This is a genomic window from Meishania litoralis (assembly GCF_042611095.1).
Lineage (GTDB): Bacteria > Bacteroidota > Bacteroidia > Flavobacteriales > Flavobacteriaceae > Meishania > Meishania litoralis.
The window spans coordinates 114,673-130,168 of sequence record NZ_JBHFPV010000002.1 but is presented as its reverse complement, the minus strand read 5'-3'; the positions used below and the strand labels follow the sequence as shown (position 1 = coordinate 130,168).

The following is a 15,496-nucleotide window of genomic DNA, read 5'->3' as shown; positions in this document are numbered from 1 at the left end:
GATACTAAAGATTTGTTTACCCGAATCGTATTGCAAACGGAAAGCCATAAAATTTGCCGATGCTAGAACCTTCTATCCGGACTCAGTGCCGAAATATCCATTGAAGTCTTTTTTTCGTTTATGATTTCAGCGACCAATTTGCCCGTGGCGGGGCCCAAACTCCAACCCATCATGGCATGCCCCGTGGCAAAAGTCAGGTTTTTGACCTTTCCCGACTTTCCGATATAGGGCAAACCATCGGGTGAAACAGGGCGCATACCCGTTTGGGCATCGGCGATTTCTTCATCGGTAATCGATATTTCAGGGTAAAAGGTTTTTGCCCCGTTCGCAATGGCCGATACCCTTTCTTTTCGTACCACATTGTTTATTCCCGAAAATTCCATAGTACCTGCAAATCGGGTAAAACCTTTCATGGGCGTAACCGCCATGTTTCGTTCCATAAGGATCGCGGGCATTGAGATGCCCAAAGGCCTGTGGACATTGATCCTGTACCCCTTGCCGGGTTGCAACGGCAATTTGACTTTAAGCTTTTTCGAAAGTTTACCGCTCCATGATCCGGCGGCCATAACTACCTCGTCCGCATCATAATTCCCTTTGCTGGTTGTGATTCTTTTGATCTTATCATTTTCAAGCAATAGGTCCAAAACCTCTTCATTTGTCAAAATATGCGCCCCTACACTTTTCAAATGGGCCAAGAGTTTTGGCATCAGTTCATTCGGCGTTGTATGGCCATCACATTCATAATGAATGGCTCCATTGGCGTTAATCTTAACGTTGGGTTCGATTTTTTCGAGTTCCGATTTATTCAATTCCGATACCTCTAACCCTAATGATCTGGCCTTTTTCGCAACTTCAATTTCATGATCATAAGCCGCTTCGGTCTGATATAACATGAGCAGTCCGCGACGTTCCAGATGAAAATCGCCCATATCGCCCGAAGCTTTCATCTCTTCGAACAAACCTCTGCTCAATAGGTTGATGTCTTTGATAATGGGTATCGCCTTTTCTACTTTTTGTATGGTCGAGGATCTATGAAAATACCATGACCATTTGAAGAAATCGATATCCCATCTAGGCTTCATATAAAAAGGACTTGAAGAATCGAACATCCATTTAATACCTTGGGCTATTTTGCCAGGCGATGCCAACGGAATGATATGGCTTGGCGTAATGTAACCGGCGTTTACGAAAGAGGCCCCCGAAGCGATATCTGACTTATCCATTACGGTAACCTGATGCCCCTGTTTTTGCAAAAAGTAGGCGGCGCTCAAGCCTACGATGCCCCCGCCTATAATGATTATGTTTTTGCCCATTCTTGAAATCTAATTAAACCATGCCGACAAGCCTATTGTAATCAATGCTATGGCACTAAATAACTTGAAATCCGTGTGCATAGGGATCGTCGTCATCGATGGTTATGGTGTTGCGGCCATATATTTTTGCCCATCCTTGAATGCTAGGTATTATCGCAGGGATATCTTTTATGGTCGTTATTTCTTCCACTTTTCCTATAAACTGGGATCCAATAAAACTCTCGTGTATGAATTGCTCGCCTACGCTTAACCTACCTTTGGCATTCCACTGCGCCATTCGGGCAGAAGTTCCGGTACCGCAGGGAGAACGATCGATTGCCTTATCTCCGTAGAAAACGGCATTTCTGGCGGTTGCTTCGGGCGAAGTTGTATCACCTGTCCACAGTATATGGCTGACATCCCTGATTTTATCATCTTCGGGATGGATAAATTTGTCTGGATATTTTTGGTTTATCTTTTTGCGCAGTTCTTGGCTAAGCTGGATCAATTTACCTGCCGTATAATCCTGAATTCCAGAAAAATTCGCCTGCGGATCGAAAATGGCATAAAAATTCCCTCCGTATGAAACGTCAAAGGTCAACTCACCTAGTTCAGAACTTTCAATGGTCAAATCGGAAGCGGCCAAATACGATTTCACATTGGTCAACCTGACCCAATCGACTTTTTTACCGGTTTGTCCATAATCGATCTGTACCAGACCGGCCGGAGTTTCCATTCGTACCTTGCCGACCGTTTTCGGTTGTATCAATCCTTCTTCGATTCCGATGGTAATCGCCCCGATAGTGCCATGGCCGCACATGGGCAGGCACCCACTGGTCTCGATAAAAAGAATACCGAAATCGTTTTCAGGATCCGATGGTGGATAAAAAATACTGCCGCTCATCATGTCATGACCTCTCGGTTCGAACATGAGCCCTGTTCTGATCCAATCGTATTCCTTCAAAAAGTGCTGGCGCTTTTCTGCCATGGTAGGGCCCAAAAGTTCTGGGCCACCACTTTTCACAACTCTTACAGGGTTTCCACAGGTATGGGCATCGATGCACTCAAAAACGGTTCTCGCCATTCGAAATTTATATTTTCTTTTTAGAGGAAGTGATATACTTATTGACGCGCCTTTCCAAAATAGGCAATGTGACCGTGCCTTGTTCCAAGATCACTTCATGGAACTTTCGAATATCGAAATCGGCACCCAAGGCATCCTCGGCCTTTTTTCTTAGTTCGCGAATCCTTATCTCGCCCATTTTATATGAAATCGCCTGTCCGGGCCAAGCAATATAGCGATCGGTCTCCGTGTTCACTTCGTGTTCAGACAGGGCCGTATTGGAAAGCATATAATCCAAAACTTGTTGTTTCGACCATCTTTTGGCGTGAATACCGGTATCGACCACCAATCGGCAGGCGCGCCACATTTCATAGGTCAGTTTGCCGAATTCTTCATAAGGTGTGGTATAGATTCCCATATCGTTACCCAAAAATTCAGTGTACAAGGCCCACCCTTCGCCATAGGCGGACAAATAAAGTCTTTTTCGAAAATCAGGAATGCTATCGCCAAGCTCTTGGTTCAAAGCACCCTGCAAGTGATGCCCCGGAACGGCCTCATGTGCCGTAAGCGATGGCAGCACATATAACGGGCGACTGCCCAATTTATAGGTATTTACCAAATAGTATCCCGGTTGGGTCGCGCTCGACGAACCTGAATATCTTCCGCCTGTGTATTTTGGGGCAATGGCATCCGGCACCTTTTTGACACCGTAGGGTTTTCTGGGTAGGGTAATAAAATATTTTGGCAATTCGGCATCGATACGTTTCGCAATATCACGTGCCTCTTTCAACAGGTCATCACCGGTTTTGGCATAAAACCGTTCATCGGTGCGCAGAAAGGTCAAAAATTCCTGAAAACTTCCATTGAAACCTACTTTCTCGATAATCTTTTCCATTTCAGCCTTGATGCGGGCGACTTCTTTCAATCCAATATTGTGAATATCATCGGCCGTATATTCATCGGTGGTGGTATAATAATTGATCCTGTTCTGATAGAATTCGCTACCATTAGGCGTTTGGGAAACGCCAATGACCTCTCTTGTGTTCGGAATATATTCTTCTTCGAAAAAAGCCTTTATTTTTTTGAAGGAAGGCACCACGCTCTTCTCGATGGCCGACTTGGCCGCCAATAGAACGGAGTCTTTTTGCGCACCGTCCATTAAATCCGGTAAATTATCAAAAGGACGAAAAAAACTACTCTGGGTATAATCGTCCACTATATGCTCGTCATAGGTCGATTCATAGCCATCGAAAATCACCTTGGGCTGTGAAATCCCTTTTTCCAATCCTTTGCGCAACAATACCAAATGCTGTTCCGTAAATCGGGGAATGGCATTTAACAGGTTCAAGTATTCTTTGGCCCCTTCATGGTTCAAAATCGGTTTAACCCGATAGTTCAAATTAAGGTGAAAGCCCTGATCTGATTGTATCGGATTCAAATACGTTTGGTAGGCGTATTCATCGACTTGGTTTTGGAGTTTGAACTTTAGAAGTGCAAGGGATATCTGTTGCGTTTCCGATAGGTCTTCGGCAGTGATTGAAGCAAGTTTTGCAAGCTGCTTTTCGGCAAATTCTGCTTCTTGACGGTAAACCGATTCGTCATAATTCCCCAAAGGATATTCTTCCCGATCGAACGGTTTAAAATTATAGGTGGAATCTATTATCGCGGCCAATCGTTCCGAACTATCGAACTTTTTTCCTCCCTTACAAGAAATAATAAGGGCCAGTACGGCAATGGGCACAAAACCTATCCTGGAGAATTTCATACTGATATGGGTCAGATTTCTTGTTTGGAATATGTACCGTTTACATTACGCATAATACCCAACGGATTCTCATTTTTTAATTCTTCGGGAAGAAGTTCTTGAGGCCAACCCTGAAACGATATGGGTCTGACCCAGCGTTTAATGGCCGATTCTCCCACCGATGTAAACCGGCTATCCGTCGTGGCCGGAAAAGGCCCACCATGATGCATGGCAGGGCAGACTTCGACCCCGGTAGGCACCCCGTTAAAAATAATACGCCCTACCCGACCTTTAAGGGCCTCGACCACTTCTTCGTATTTTCGTAAATCTGCAGTATTACCGAGCAGGGTTCCGGTCAACTGACCTTCAAGTGCGTGTAGTACCTGTGTAAGTTCTTGAGCGGTCTCACACTGTACAACCATTGAAAACGGACCAAAAACTTCTTGATGGAGTTTCGGGTTGTTCAAGAAATTTGCCCCATCAACGGTCAATACCGCCTGTCGCCCGTGGTTTGGAGCCACTGATCCATTATTTTGTGACACTACTCGAACTCCGTTTTGCTCGACAATTTCCTTTTTTCCTTTTTCGTAATTTTCATGGATATTCGGATGGAGCATACAGTTCGGTTCCAATTTTGAAATTTCAGTTCCTAAAGTTGTGATAAACTCATCCAAAGAGGAACCCTTGATTCCTAGAATCAAACCTGGATTTGTACAAAACTGGCCGGCACCCAACATGATCGACCCAGCATATTTAGAGGCCCATTCAGCACCGTTCTCTTCAAGTGCCGAAGGCAAGACCACAACCGGATTTACACTTCCCATTTCGGCAAAAACAGGTATTGGCTCTTTACGCGCGGCGGCCAACTTATACAAGGCCATACCTCCGTTCATGCTACCCGTAAAACCGACGCCCTTTACCTTAGGGTGCATGACCAAATGCTTTCCGACTTCAATACCCCTGCTGTTCAAATTGGAAAATACCCCTTTCGGCATTTCGGTTTTTCTTGCTGCCGTCGCGATCGCCCCCGCAACCAGTTCACCGGTACCGGCATGCAAGGGGTGACTTTTTACGATGACCGGACAACCGGCCGCCAAAGCACTGGCAGTATCGCCGCCCGCCGTTGAAAAGGCCAAAGGAAAATTACTTGCGCCAAACACTGCGATCGGCCCGATCGGAAATAACATTTTTCGAATATCGACCTTCGGTAGCGGCTCGCGGTGCGGAATTGCGGTGTCAATAGTTGCCTCGACCCAGGAACCTTCTTCCAAAAGCGTTGCGAAAGCCCGCAATTGACCTATGGTACGGCCTCTTTCGCCCATTGCCCTTCCTACCGGAAGTCCAGATTCTTTGACATAGACATCGATAAGTTCATCACCAAGTGCCTCAATTTCGCCGGCAATCGCCCTAAGGAATTCGGCTTTTCTTTTCCCTGAAAAATGCTTGTAAGTCTTGAATGCTTCCTCAGCCAATCGTACCGCATCGTCAATTTCTGTTTTGGTAGCTTCGTAAAATTGCCAGCCGGTTTCCTTATTGGTTTTCGGGTCGAACGTAGAAAAAATCGTAACCCCTTTCGCCGATACTTCTCCCCCAATATAATTATGGCCTTCTATCATTTTATTCCTTGAATTATTAGTTTTCGCACAGACATTTTCGCAACATATTTGGTTTCAATAGCATAGTTTTTCAACCGTTCCTATATGTTCAAAAACCCCGCCCCGATCTATATCGAATCAACATTATTAAAATACGGCAGGGGCTGTCTCAAAAATATCCAATTATTTTCATTTCAAAGGTGAAACACTCATTTACCGATTTTGCCCAAAAAGTTCAATTCAGCGGTACTTTTACATTGACCGCAAATCTATCTATGTCGTATCCGCGAGGTCGAATTTACTACAAACTCGCCGTCAGCGACTTATAGTCGGGCATTGTCGGCCTTGTTCGAAGCGCATCGTCGATAACCTTCAAGACCCTTTCCCTTTCTTTGCCCTGCAAAGGCAGTCTCGGGGCCCTAACATTTTCGGTGCCTATGCCGGTGGCAACTTCTGCGAGTTTAATGTTCTGAACCAATTGCGGACTAATGTCAAGCTCCAACAAAGGAAGGAACCAACGATAGATTTCGGTCGCTTCTTGTGCGCGGCCCGCTTTCGCAAGTTCATAAATAGCAACGGTTTCCCTTGGAAAGGCACAGACCAATCCCGCGACCCATCCATCGGCACCGATCAATAGACTTTCAAGAGCCAAAGGATCAACTCCGGTCAAAATCTTAAGATCATTGCCGAACCTATTTCGTAACCTCCCGATGTTTATTATATCACGTGTCGACTCTTTTACGGCCTGAATATTATCTAACTCCATTAGCTGCTCGAACATCGCGACCGTTACCTCTATTTTATAATCGACTGGGTTGTTATAGACCATAATCGGCAATGAAGTACTTTTGGCAAGCTCTTTAAAGTAGGCCACGGTTTCAAAATCCGTGGATTTGTATCGCATGGGGGGCAATATCATCAAGCCATCGGCACCCGAAGACTCTGCATGTTTAATGGCTTCGACAGCGACTTTTGTGGCCTGTTCGGCAACCGTCATTATTACGGGAATCTTTCCTTCAACGATATCGATCGTTTCCTTTACCAAAATGTTCTTTTCGTCTTGGGTCAAGGTACTTGCCTCTCCCAACGATCCTCCTAAAACAATTCCATGAACCCCTGCATCTACTTGCGCATCGATGTTTTTTCGGAACATGGCCAGATCTAATCGATCATCTTCGGTAAACTTTGTTGTCACAGCGGGCATGACGCCCTCCCATTGTACTTTCATCTTTCTTTAAGTTTATTTTCAATTGCAAAAATAAAGTCATTACATGCCGGATGGTTAATTCAATTTTAACTCCTTTTGGGAATATTTTAACCTATTTTAAATAAATTTTATAAATATTATACAATATTTGCTTAGTATTGGATATGAAAGTACTTCCTTTTAAGATTCCCAAACCTTTTGAGAATACCTTGCACGTGCAAGAGGACAAGGTCGATATTTTCTATGACCAGCTGCACCAACATGCCGAGATACAGATAAGTTTGATAGTACAGGGAGAAGGTAAGTTGATGGTCGCCAACAGCATCAAAACCTTTGGCAGCGGAGATATTTTCATAATAGGCAGTAATATTCCCCATTTATTCCAAAGCGTTCCCCATCAGGGCAAATCGCACATGATTACCCTGTTTGTAAGTAAGGAAGGCTTTGGAAACGATTTTTTAAAAATACCCGAACTAGAAGAAATAAATCGGTTCTTTGAAATTTCTTCAAAAGGATTAAAACTTCTCTCAAGAAAGAAACGGGTACAGAAGATTATGAATAAGTTCACGAAAGTGGATAAATTAGGGAGATTTCTATGCTTTTTACAGATCATTCAAAAAATCAATCAGTCCCGATCAGAGGAGCTGACATCTTTTGTTCCGTCAAAAAAAAATATCTCTAATATTGAAGGGCGCCGACTCCAAATCGTATTCGACCACGCCATGAATCATTTTGACAAAGAAATCACCTTGAACCAAGTGGCGGCAATGGTGCACATGACGACTCCGGCCTTTTGTCGGTTTTTCAAACAACGGACCAACAAGACCTTTTTCGAGTTTTTGATCGAACTACGTCTAGAGCATGCCTGCCAATTGCTATCCACCCACGAAAAGCTATCCATCGCCCAAATTTCGGAAGCTTCCGGCTTCCAATCGATTTCGAATTTCAACAAGAAGTTCAAAAAGGCAAAGTCTTTATCACCTTCCCAATACGCCAAGAAAGTCAGAACACCAGCAACTTTTTAACAATTCTAATTTTGGGCACTGGGTCCAATATGGAATAATCGGTCCGGTGGTCCGCAAATCAACAGGTTTTCACTACTTTTGGTAAATTTTGAAAACCTTAACGAGATAAAATGAAAAAAGCATTTCTTGTTGTGACAGCACTGGCCATGGCCTGTAATTCTTCACAAAAAACGGTCAGCGAAAAGGCCGGTGATATAGTAAAACCAATGGTTGGCCCGACTGAATACGCCGGGACCATAACCGAAGCGGAGCTCAAAGAACACTTGTACACCTATGCATCTGATGAATATGAAGGTCGGGAAACTGGCGAACCGGGACAGAAAAAAGCGATCGCCTATTTAAAATCCGAATATGAAAAAATGGGCATTCCACCGGCCCAATCGAATGGCGACTATTTCCAGAATGTTCCATTAGAAGTCAAAAACCTGCCAACCGGTACAATGACCGTAAACGGAAAAGAATTTCCCATAGGTGAGAACATGCTTACTTTTTCGAAAGCGACCGGAAACGTTGATGAACTGGTCTTCGTAGGATTTGGCATCGAAGAGGGAGATTACTCCGATTATAAAGATGTCGATGTTGACGGCAAATGGGTCTTGGCAAAAGCAGGCGAACCAATGGGCGATGATGGAAACTACCTATTGTCCGGAAGTGAGGAAAAGTCAGCTTGGAGCAATATGTCAGAAGCTCCGGGCATGCGCATGGAGCTTGCAAAGAATAAAGGAGCAAAGGGTTTTATTTATTATGACGAAGCCAACTTTTCGAGATATAAGGGGTACTACGATTATATGCAAAATAATGATAGTGGCCAGATGGGACTTAAAAGCGATGGTGACGATAGTTGGGCCAGCCTTTTCATTAATGGCGTGCTGGCCAAGGAAATTTTAACATCCATTGATACGGATAATGACCCTAAGACAATAGCCGCAAAAATCGTACTTGATTTAACGAGTGAGAATGAGGAGGTATCGTCGGAAAATGTGGTGGCCGTACTAAAAGGATCCGAAAAACCCAACGAATATGTGGTAATATCATCGCATTTGGACCATATTGGCATTTCGGCCAATGGAGAGATCAACAATGGGGCCGATGATGATGGGTCTGGAACAGTTGCGTTATTGGAAATCGCCGAAGCTTTTAAAAAGGCTGCCGACGAAGGGAATGGCCCTAAAAGATCCGTTGTGTTTCTTCACGTAACAGGAGAGGAAAAAGGGCTCTTGGGATCTCAATATTACACCGATGTAGAACCAATTTTTCCGCTCTCTCAAACGGTCGCCAATCTCAATATAGATATGATCGGGCGAATCGATCCAAAACGCGAAGGTGACCGCAATTACGTCTACTTGATCGGCAGTGATAAATTAAGTACTGAACTACACGAACTTTCTGAGGAAATCAACGACAAGTACATGAATATCGAGTTGGACTATACGTACAATGATGAAAATGACCCCAATCGTTTCTATTATAGAAGCGACCACTACAATTTTGCCAAGAACAATATTCCGATAATATTCTACTTTAACGGTACCCATGATGACTATCACAGACCGGGCGACACACCTGATAAAATCAACTACGACCTTTTAATGAACCGAACCCAGTTGATATTTTACACGGCTTGGGAAGTAGCCAACCGGGCGAACAAGGTAATAGTCGATAAGGCGACCAAGTAACCGGTAAGATTCAAGAATGCATAAAGGCCCTTTCAAAAATTGAAAGGGCCTTTATGCATTCTTGAAAAAACAAAGTCCCGCCTTTCAGGGCAGGACCTTGACCAACATATGGGTGGAAGACCGGTTTCGAACCGGCGACCTCTAGAACCACAATCTAGCGCTCTAACCAGCTGAGCTACAACCACCATTTGTAAGCGATGGCAAATGTAATTTTTTTTAGGTATTCAATCAAAATAAAACCGATTCAATTTTACCATTGCGAGACACTACCATAAATCATCCTGATTTTTGAAACATAGCCAGACAAAGTCGTTGAATCATCGATGAAATACGGTTTTTACAGGTTAAAACACACAAAAAATGGCGTTTCACAACAAATTTTAGATTTTAAGACCAAGTAGGAATAAATTTATTCTTTGATAATTATCATTACAATGACCCCGGCGCTAACCTACTTTTTGCCATCAATTGAACTTTCTAAAAAGAAAACTACTCTTTTCATAGTGGTGTTTCTATTGTTCGCATCTCTTCAGGGCCAACATGCCAAAGATAGCTTACGAAAGGAAATTGCAACATTGCAAAAGCAGCAAAATTTCAGTGTCAAAGACACCGCCTATATTAATTTGTTGGCGAACCTTGGATCAGAACTGCGATTCTACCATGCAGACAGTATGTTGCTACTGTCAAAACAAGCTTTAAAACTCAGCAAGTCAGTAGAATATTTGCATGGCGAGTGTAAATCATATTTCATCTTGGGCAACTACTTTTCAGATCATGGAGATAGTGCCAAAGCCATTGAATATCTAAAAAAGGCAAATGAATTGGCAACGGAAATCAATGATAGAAGTTTTGCCGTACGCATTCAAAATGACCTGTCCGGTGAATATGCGTATAGCGGTGATTACTCCAAAGCACTGAACGGATATCTGCTCGGTATTGAGAAGGCCGCTGAAATCAACGATCTTAAAATGCTCTCGATAATCAATGAGAACATCGCCAATCTCTACGTTTCTCAAAAAGACTATACGCAGGCCCTTGAATTTTACAAAAAAGTTAAAAAGATCAATACTAAAATCGGCGACGAAGTTATAATGGCCGAAACCATGAGCAATATGGCATCTGTTTATGCCGATATGAACGAACTTGAATATGCAATGTACAATATCAACTCCAGTATTTCAGCTTTCGAAAAGAACGAAGTTACCGATTGGCTAGCCTTTGCATATGAAGTAAAAGGAAAAATATATCTCAAAGAAGGAAAATTCAAATGGGCATTGTTTTGGTATCGCCAAGGCGAGATGCTGCATAATAAACTACAGGATGAAAGGGGGCAGATAGATCTCTATAATGGCATGGCAGAGGCATATCTGGGGCAAGAAAAAGATAGTATATCAAAAAGTTATGCCCTTAGAGCCTTTGATATTTCGCAAAAGCTGAATTTCAAGGAAGGAACACAAAAGTGTGCCAGTACACTATACAGAATAAGTAAGAAACACAATGACTTTAAAATGGCCCTTGTCTATCACGAACTCTATAAGAGCCTATCGGATACACTTTCGAGAAACGAGAATAAGAAAAGCTTGACCATGTTCAAGACAAAGCTGAAATATGATAAACAAAAACAGGATCTAATTCTTGAAAACGAGAAGGCTTTGGCGAAACAAAAGAACTACGTTTACGCCGCTCTTGGCATCCTGATTATTTTTTTGGCGGTCACTTTCTTGATACGACGAAATGAGCACCTTCAAAAAAAGCTGAATATCGAACTAAAGTCAAATCAAGAAGAACTTGAAAAAAGTGAGCATAAATTAAGGGAGCTGAACAGCACTAAAGACAAACTTTTCTCCATTATCGGCCACGATCTCAGGGGACCTATCGGTGCCTTTCAAGGTTTGTTGAAGTTATACAAAGACGGAGAAGTCAATCAAAAGGAATTTTTGAGCTTTATACCGAAATTAGGTGCCGATTTGGACCATATTTCTTTTACTCTCAATAATTTGTTGTCTTGGGGCCAATCACAAATGAACGGCGCGATTACAAAACCTGCTGTCATTTCATTGGATAATCTTGTTGTCGACAACATTAAATTATTATCTGAAATAGCGACGAACAAATCCATAAAAATAGTAAGTCGGGTTTCTGCAAACACTTTGGCCTGGTCCGACGGGAATCAAATTGACATTGTTATCAGAAACTTGATGAGCAATGCCCTAAAGTTTACACCAGAAAACGGAATGATCACAATAGGCGCCTCTGAGAAAACCAATCATTGGGAGATTTATGTCAGGGATACCGGTGTGGGCATGGATCGTGAGACACAGGCGAAAATTTTTGCCGAAAACTCGAATCACACTACATATGGAACCAACAATGAAAAAGGAACAGGTCTTGGGCTTTCATTGTGTAAAGAAATGGTCGAAAAGAACAACGGAACCATTTGGGTAGACAGTATTCCAAGAAAAGGGTCTTCCTTCTTTTTTACCTTGCCCAAAGCCAAAAACGAGTATCAAAAAACGGCCTAGATCAGGTGGTATAGACTGGCAACGGCCACAGGTCTCTCAACCGTAAAACCTTCGGCATGGTCAGTACCGATGAGCCTACCCAAATCCCTGGCCCTGTATTCCACACTATCGGTAAAATTCTTGCTGCTGATCGGCGTTTGGGGTTCTTTACTCGCCGGGTCATAGAACTGCGAGGAATATGCATGAATAGCTTCAATCTTTTTTTCGATATAGCCCGATACATCGACGACAAAATCGGGTTTCAGGTTTTTCCACTGAATATAATGGTACACCTGTTTGGGGCGCCATGGATCCTGCCAATTATCATCACCTTCAAATTTGGTATCGATCTTCACTAGTCCGCTCAAAAAGCAGGCATCGCTGACCAATTTGCTCCCTTTGGCATGGTCGATATGGCGATCTTCGACGGCATTGCACAATACAATTTCTGGTCTATATTTTCTCAATATCCTGATTATCGCCAATTGGTGATCTCGATCGTTGACAAAAAATCCATCTGCGAATTCAAGGTTTTCGCGTAGCGAAACCCCGAGGATCTTTGCGGCTTCGGTTGCTTCGGCATCCCTAATCTCTGCCGTTCCTCTTGTTCCCAATTCTCCACGGGTCAAATCAATGATCCCTACTTTTTTGCCTGCCGCCACTTCTTTGGCGATCGTTGCACCGGCGCCGAGCTCTGCATCATCGGGATGCGACCCAAATACCAATATATCAAGTTTCATTTGTTCTTATTTAGGCACTGTCTTTAGTGTACGGTCACATGACCCGATTTAACGGTCATCAAAGCTTGTTCGATATCATAAATAAGGTCTTCCGGTTCTTCGATACCTACGGAAAAACGGATCAGTCCATCCGAAATACCCCTATTTTTACGTTCTTCGGCCCCTAAAAGGGCATGCGATGTCTGTGCCGGGGAAAGTACGGTACTTTCAACGCCGGCCAAACTCATTGAGGCCTTTATCAATCGGAGTGATTTTTGGAATAGTTCGGCATCGAGTCCTGCATTGAGCTCAAAAGACATCATTCCCCCAAAGCCCTTCATTTGCGACTTTGCAATTTCATGATCAGGATGGCTCGGCAATCCTGGATAGTAAACCGCATTGATATCTTTATGGACGTAAAGATATTCCGCCATTTTTTGTGCATTATCGTTTTGGGCCTTTACACGGACCCCCATGGTTTTTATACTTCTTTCCAACAACCATACCGTGTAATCGCTGAGGCTTCCCCCAAGATTTTTTGCCAAATGGAATATACGTTCCATATGTTCGGAAGAGCAGGCTACCGCGCCTGCGCAAATATCGGAATGACCTCCCATATATTTTGTGGCACTGTGTATGATGACATCAATGCCAAACTTGGCCGGAAGCTGATTTACGGGACTCGCAAAGGTGTTATCGATCATTGAAACAAGTCCGTGCTTTTTGGCAAGTCGTGAAACCATTCTCAAATCGGTAATCTTCAATAGCGGATTCGAAGGTGTTTCGACGTAAATAACCTTGGTATTCGATTTTATGAGCGTTTCAAAATCGGTCTCACTAAGACCCCCTGTAAAGGAATATTCGATTCCGAATTTATTGAATTGTTCAACGATAAGGTTGTAAGTGCCCCCATAAATATCCCCTTGCAATACTATATGGTCCCCGGCTCGAAGAAAGGCCAATACCGCAGTGCTGATGGCCGCCATACCGCTTCCAAAGATCATGGCCGATTCAGTATTTTCCAGGGCGGCGATCTTCTTTGACAACGCCTCCTGGTTCGGGGTGTTGAAATATCTGGGGTATCTTTTGACATCTACATCCTGAAAAGCATAAGACGAACCCATGTACAGCGGTGATATGGCACCCCTAAATTGCTTATCCTCCAGTTCACCGACATGAGTACAAATTGTATTCAGACCTTGGTTTTCCTTATTCATCGATTAGTTATTAATGAGGAAGCTAAAGTAACAAAAAACATCATACCTGAACTTTTTTCCAGTTACCCTTTCGAAACCATACCATGGCAATAATGGCCAATAATACTTCGGCAAGGGTGATGGCCATAAAGACTCCCATAGCGCCCATATTAAAAGTTATAGCGGCCAGATAGGCGAAAGGCAATTGAAACAGCCAAAAAGCGAAAAGGTTGATCTTGGTCGGCGTCTGTGTATCACCGGCCCCGTTGAAGGCCTGGGTCACCACCATGCCATAAGCATAAAAAATGTAGCCCGCGGCGATAATCTGCAAACAAAGCCCCCCGTTGGCCACCACCACTGGATTTTCATTGAACCAGCCGACAATCGTATAGGCAAAAAACAGGTAGATCAACGAGACGATTCCCATAAATATGGCATTGTATTTTCCTGTCTTCCACACCGATGTTTCGGCCCGATCGGGTTGTTTGGCCCCTAGGTTCTGTCCGACCAAGGTAGCGGCCGCATTGCTCATTCCCCATGAAGGCATCAGGGTAAAGAGCATTACCCTAATGGCAATGGTATATCCGGCCAATACCTCGCTTCCGAATTCGGCCATCATCCTCATGAGAAAAACCCAGCTTGAAGTTCCTATTAAAAATTGGGCGATTCCACCCAAGGATACTTTTATAAGGTTGAACATTACCTTAATGCGAAAGACAATATCATTGAGTCCGATCTTGATCCTACTCCATCCGAAAAACAAAATGGCCAATTGAAACAAGACCGCAGTACCCCTTCCTATATTTGTAGCAATGGCCGCGCCCATGACACCGAATTCAGGAATCGGGCCCCATCCGAAAATAAAAATCGGGTCAAGAACAATATTGAGCCCGTTGGAAAGTACCAAGGCCCACATGGCGATCGAGGCATCACCGGCCCCTCTAAAAATAGCATTGATCAAAAACAGTAACAAAATCGTAATATTGCCACCGATCAACAATTGCGTATAGCCATAGCCTTCAGCGATCAAATCGGGTTCGGCACCCATAAGGGCCAAAATTTCCTTGGCGAACAGGAATCCGATGATCCCGACCAAAACGGAAACAACTATACCCAATAAAATGGCTTGTACGGCCGATTCACGTGCTCCTTTTAGGTCCTTTTCCCCTATTCTACGCGCCACTACCGCGGTCGCCGCCATGCTGAGCCCAATGGCCACAGCATAGACCAAAGTTATCACAGATTCGGTCAGACCAATCGTGGCTACGGCATTTACGCTGACCTGTGATACATAGGCAATATCTACGATGGCAAAAACGCTTTCCATCATCATTTCCAAAATCATTGGAACAGATAGCATGAAAATGGCCTTGCGAATACTGCCCGAGGTAAATTCGGTTTCCTTACCCGTTATGGCATTGATAAAATATCGAAGTATCTTTTTAAACGTAAGTTTATTTGATGATGTCATTATAATC

The 15,496-nt window shown here is 43.5% G+C and carries 11 protein-coding genes and 1 tRNA gene; 3 read left to right on the top strand and 9 right to left on the bottom strand.

Annotated features, from left to right (window positions below):
• Positions 1-62 precede the first annotated feature (62 nt).
• From ACEZ3G_RS09550 to ACEZ3G_RS09530, 5 genes are all read right to left on the bottom strand, one after another.
• Positions 63-1,313: an NAD(P)/FAD-dependent oxidoreductase gene (locus tag ACEZ3G_RS09550; RefSeq protein WP_432425262.1), complete on the bottom strand. Its 1,251-nt coding sequence runs from the start codon at positions 1,311-1,313 to the stop codon at positions 63-65.
• A gap of 55 nt (positions 1,314-1,368) precedes the next feature.
• Positions 1,369-2,376 carry a 4-hydroxyproline epimerase gene (locus ACEZ3G_RS09545; RefSeq protein ID WP_432425261.1) on the bottom strand — a complete coding sequence of 336 codons (1,008 nt, stop codon included), beginning with the start codon at positions 2,374-2,376 and terminating at the stop codon, positions 1,369-1,371.
• A 7-nt stretch (positions 2,377-2,383) separates the two neighbouring features.
• Positions 2,384-4,120 (bottom strand): DUF885 domain-containing protein, encoded by a 1,737-nt coding sequence (locus tag ACEZ3G_RS09540; protein ID WP_432425260.1) that lies wholly within the window; start codon positions 4,118-4,120, stop codon positions 2,384-2,386.
• Positions 4,121-4,131: 11 nt separating this feature from the next.
• Positions 4,132-5,715: an aldehyde dehydrogenase (NADP(+)) gene (locus ACEZ3G_RS09535; protein ID WP_432425259.1), complete on the bottom strand. Its 1,584-nt coding sequence runs from the start codon at positions 5,713-5,715 to the stop codon at positions 4,132-4,134.
• A 280-nt stretch (positions 5,716-5,995) separates the two neighbouring features.
• Positions 5,996-6,922 carry a dihydrodipicolinate synthase family protein gene (locus tag ACEZ3G_RS09530; RefSeq protein ID WP_432425258.1) on the bottom strand — a complete coding sequence of 309 codons (927 nt, stop codon included), beginning with the start codon at positions 6,920-6,922 and terminating at the stop codon, positions 5,996-5,998.
• A gap of 143 nt (positions 6,923-7,065) precedes the next feature.
• Here ACEZ3G_RS09530 and ACEZ3G_RS09525 point away from each other — a divergent pair, with 143 nt between their 5' ends.
• Entirely contained in the window at positions 7,066-7,926 is an 861-nt protein-coding gene (locus ACEZ3G_RS09525; RefSeq protein WP_432425257.1) for a helix-turn-helix domain-containing protein, read from the top strand.
• 110 nt (positions 7,927-8,036) lie between these two features.
• Positions 8,037-9,602, top strand: a complete 1,566-nt coding sequence (locus ACEZ3G_RS09520; RefSeq protein ID WP_432425256.1) for a M28 family peptidase — start codon at positions 8,037-8,039, stop codon at positions 9,600-9,602.
• 110 nt (positions 9,603-9,712) lie between these two features.
• Here the strand turns inward: ACEZ3G_RS09520 and ACEZ3G_RS09515 are convergent.
• Positions 9,713-9,788: transfer RNA gene (locus tag ACEZ3G_RS09515), tRNA-His, on the bottom strand.
• Positions 9,789-10,036: 248 nt separating this feature from the next.
• On the opposite strand from ACEZ3G_RS09515, the gene ACEZ3G_RS09510 reads away from it, so the two are divergent.
• Positions 10,037-12,124: a tetratricopeptide repeat-containing sensor histidine kinase gene (locus ACEZ3G_RS09510; RefSeq protein ID WP_432425255.1), complete on the top strand. Its 2,088-nt coding sequence runs from the start codon at positions 10,037-10,039 to the stop codon at positions 12,122-12,124.
• Here the strand turns inward: ACEZ3G_RS09510 and bshB1 are convergent.
• From bshB1 to ACEZ3G_RS09495, 3 genes are read right to left on the bottom strand one after another with little or no spacing between them, the layout of a single operon-like run.
• A complete protein-coding gene (gene bshB1 / locus ACEZ3G_RS09505; protein WP_432425254.1) occupies positions 12,121-12,843 on the bottom strand; it encodes a bacillithiol biosynthesis deacetylase BshB1 in 723 nt (240 codons plus the stop codon). The genes ACEZ3G_RS09510 and bshB1 overlap by 4 nt on opposite strands.
• 23 nt (positions 12,844-12,866) lie before the next feature.
• The gene (locus ACEZ3G_RS09500; RefSeq protein ID WP_432425253.1) at positions 12,867-14,039 is read right to left on the bottom strand and encodes a trans-sulfuration enzyme family protein; all 1,173 of its coding nucleotides are present in this window, start codon (positions 14,037-14,039) and stop codon (positions 12,867-12,869) included.
• 40 nt (positions 14,040-14,079) lie between these two features.
• The gene (locus ACEZ3G_RS09495) at positions 14,080-15,489 is read right to left on the bottom strand and encodes an MATE family efflux transporter (RefSeq protein WP_432425252.1); all 1,410 of its coding nucleotides are present in this window, start codon (positions 15,487-15,489) and stop codon (positions 14,080-14,082) included.
• Positions 15,490-15,496: the final 7 nt, after the last annotated feature.

What these genes read in the sequence shown, in the direction of transcription:
- ACEZ3G_RS09550 (WP_432425262.1), bottom strand. Translation starts at nt 1,313, where the DNA reads ATGGGCAAAAACATAATCATTATAGGCGGGGGCATCGTAGGCTTGAGC.
- ACEZ3G_RS09545 (WP_432425261.1), bottom strand. Translation starts at nt 2,376, where the DNA reads ATGGCGAGAACCGTTTTTGAGTGCATCGATGCCCATACCTGTGGAAAC.
- ACEZ3G_RS09540 (WP_432425260.1), bottom strand. Translation starts at nt 4,120, where the DNA reads ATGAAATTCTCCAGGATAGGTTTTGTGCCCATTGCCGTACTGGCCCTT.
- ACEZ3G_RS09535 (WP_432425259.1), bottom strand. Translation starts at nt 5,715, where the DNA reads ATGATAGAAGGCCATAATTATATTGGGGGAGAAGTATCGGCGAAAGGG.
- ACEZ3G_RS09530 (WP_432425258.1), bottom strand. Translation starts at nt 6,922, where the DNA reads ATGAAAGTACAATGGGAGGGCGTCATGCCCGCTGTGACAACAAAGTTT.
- ACEZ3G_RS09525 (WP_432425257.1), top strand. Translation starts at nt 7,066, where the DNA reads ATGAAAGTACTTCCTTTTAAGATTCCCAAACCTTTTGAGAATACCTTG.
- ACEZ3G_RS09520 (WP_432425256.1), top strand. Translation starts at nt 8,037, where the DNA reads ATGAAAAAAGCATTTCTTGTTGTGACAGCACTGGCCATGGCCTGTAAT.
- ACEZ3G_RS09510 (WP_432425255.1), top strand. Translation starts at nt 10,037, where the DNA reads ATGACCCCGGCGCTAACCTACTTTTTGCCATCAATTGAACTTTCTAAA.
- bshB1 (WP_432425254.1), bottom strand. Translation starts at nt 12,843, where the DNA reads ATGAAACTTGATATATTGGTATTTGGGTCGCATCCCGATGATGCAGAG.
- ACEZ3G_RS09500 (WP_432425253.1), bottom strand. Translation starts at nt 14,039, where the DNA reads ATGAATAAGGAAAACCAAGGTCTGAATACAATTTGTACTCATGTCGGT.
- ACEZ3G_RS09495 (WP_432425252.1), bottom strand. Translation starts at nt 15,489, where the DNA reads ATGACATCATCAAATAAACTTACGTTTAAAAAGATACTTCGATATTTT.